Below are 2,857 nucleotides of genomic sequence, written 5' to 3' on the forward strand. Positions count from 1 at the left end.
TGGACGATGCCAATTCGAGACTGGCGTAATGCAATGAGTCGTTTTATCATTGAATTTGAGGAACGCCTCAATAAACATATTTAAAATGTAAAAACGGGCAGTTACACAGAATCCGTTACAGGCTCTTTAGCCCGTATTTCGCTTTTTAGACAAACTTCACAAAAGTGCCCTAGCGGTCATTCAGGGATTATATTCTATCTGAAAATGTCACTGATTGACGATTTAGTAGCTATCACTTACTTCTTATTGCTTACCAACATTAATAAATTCCGCATAAACTTCTAAGTCAATTTGATCCCCAACAATCGGTATATAACTGTCCATGCCAAAGTCAGAACGTTTGATTTGACCGACCGCGCTAAAACCAATGGTGTATTTTCCTGTAATCCAGTTGTCTGCTCCACCGTGAAATGTGGCTTTAAACGTCACAGGTTTGGTAACACCTCTAAGAGTTAAATCACCTGAGAAATTAAAACTGTTATCAGATATAACTGTAACAGTGTTGCTAGTAAATGATGCCTGCGCAAAGCGCTCACTGTTAAACCAAGTGTCATTTTGTAAGGTTTCTGCTAAGTCAGCATTATTAATATCAATAGAGCTAATATCCACCACTGCGTTTAATGACGCGGCAGTCATGTTATTAGGATCAAAGTTGAGTTGTGCATCAAATTGATTAAAACGCCCTACATAGGTTGATAACCCTAAATGTTGGATTTTAAATATTAATGCAGCATGTTGACTGTCTAGCTGATATTCGCCCGCTTGAAGCGCTATCAACTCAGATTTAACAGTTGGTGCAATCCAACTCACACAACTTGTCAGTAACAGCGCAGCGCACATAACTGAGACCGAGTGTATAAATGTTCGCATTGTATTCTTTGACGCTGAGTTCATAGTAGTTAAGCCATTAGTAATGTGTTGAGTGTAGGTAAAATAAAACGTCATTTTTCATAAAATCAAAATATATAATGCCTCATATTTTCCATTTTAACCTCTCTTTTATATTCATAATGGAGTGAAGCCGCCTATTTTTCGTCTATTAATCAATCGTTTTTACATAACTTGAGCTGCGGAGTTTGAGCGAATGAAATTTAACCCTTTGGTATAATTGATGATTAATTATTAGCGTTTTGAAGCGTCCGTTATCTCAACAAACCTACAATCGATGCGAAAACCCTCGAATGTTTACTTCTCGATCAAAGCCGAACTACTCAAAATTGCAATGAGCAGTCAGTCAAGCAAGGGCGATGCAATCCCATTACTCTTAATATTAAATCCGCAACCATTAATTATTATGAAATTTAGCTAATTACTCGAGTATTCTTTACCTAATGTTTTTCTATTGTTATTTGTTTACGACTTTTCGTATCTATCTTCACAAGTCCACCAATAGGAAAGCATATATGGGGTGTTGTATGTCCAAAGTTTAAGTTATAAAGCACGGGAATTGACTCTAACTCTTGTTTAGATTGTATAATCTTTTTAAGTAAGTCTTCAGATATTTCTGACTTTAATTGAAATTTCCCAATGACTATTCCTTTAACTCTGTCGAAATGTTTTTGGTGAATTAATGATTGCAGATCTCTGTCAAAATTTGAAGGGGATGTTAACTCGTCATCTTCAAGAAATAGTACAGAATTTGTTAAGTCAGGCATAAATTCAGTTCCTTGAAGCAGATTTAAAGTACAAAGGTTGCCTCCAAGTATTTTTCCTTCAGCTTTACCATGATTTAAAACTTTTATGCCATTGTCTTTATAAAAGCTTCTTTTTTCCTGATCTAAAAACCATGAATCATCACTCCATTGTTCGGGGTTTATAACTTCATAAGGATCACTTGAGAATAAACACTTTTTAATATAATTTATTGAAAAATCAATACCTTTAAGCATCCCCAAAGTTGAATATGCAGGCCCTGAGTAAGTTATTAGTCCGGTTTTATGAAATAAGGCATTTGATAAAGCTGTAGTATCAGAATACCCACATATAATTTTTGGATTTTTTTTAACAATATTATAGTCAATATACTTTAGTAATTGATTTACATTATCGCCCCCGATAACAGTAAAGATAGCTTTTACCTTTTTATCTAGGAATGCTTCATGTAAATCTTCAATTCTTTCTTTTATAGATGAAGACGAAAAATCATCTATCGACTCACAGTTTTTTGAAAATGACAATTTGAGGCCAAGCTCTTCAAACCTTGTGTTTGCTATTTCTCGCGTCTCTTGGTCAATAATTGATAAACTTCTTGAAGGCGCAATTATCCTAACTTCATCATTCATTTTTAACTTATTGGGTATTATCAATTTACCTCCTACAAGATACTCTAAACAGCATGCACATCAAAATTGAGCGAACTTCACAGCTTTCAATAAATAGTTCCTAACTCAATACTTTCGGCTTGTCGCTCCTAGCCGCAATATGTGGCGCAGAAAAGCTTGGCTAAAATTAGGAACGAAGTGACGCGGGCTAAGCTTTTTGCGTCCCTTTCATTATTGCTTTGTTATGTGTCATCGCCACATTTGTTTGAGTTAGCTTTAATTCTTGGCATTTGAATTTGTAAAAGTATAAAAACAGGAACTAAGGGTGCAAAAGCAAGCCAAGATAGATTAAGCACAACCCAAAAATAGCTAAACCAGCACATAACCGCAATAAGCGAGAATACTTTGAGTAGTTTGGGAAATATAATGATATCGACCATTGCGACCATTATACCACCATAAAACAATGCTCTGTAGTGGTCAACTAATTTTGGCCACAGTTTTAGAATCTTTGTATCTAATCTCAGATTCATTTGGCGCTAAACCGGCATTATAATGATGCGGCCTAACGTTGTTGTAATATCCGTTGATATAAT

Annotated in this window: 2 protein-coding genes; both read right to left on the bottom strand. The window is 35.2% G+C overall.

What is annotated here, in order from left to right:
* Positions 1-243 precede the first annotated feature (243 nt).
* Complete coding sequence (locus H5201_RS22240) at positions 244-870, bottom strand: YceI family protein (RefSeq protein ID WP_259399419.1); 627 nt, start codon at positions 868-870, stop codon at positions 244-246.
* Between the two features lie 458 nt (positions 871-1,328).
* Complete coding sequence (locus tag H5201_RS22245) at positions 1,329-2,282, bottom strand: S66 peptidase family protein (protein ID WP_182785423.1); 954 nt, start codon at positions 2,280-2,282, stop codon at positions 1,329-1,331.
* Positions 2,283-2,857 lie beyond the last annotated feature (575 nt).

This window comes from Pseudoalteromonas sp. SG43-6 (assembly GCF_014164365.1).
In the GTDB taxonomy this organism is placed as follows: domain Bacteria; phylum Pseudomonadota; class Gammaproteobacteria; order Enterobacterales; family Alteromonadaceae; genus Pseudoalteromonas; species Pseudoalteromonas rhizosphaerae.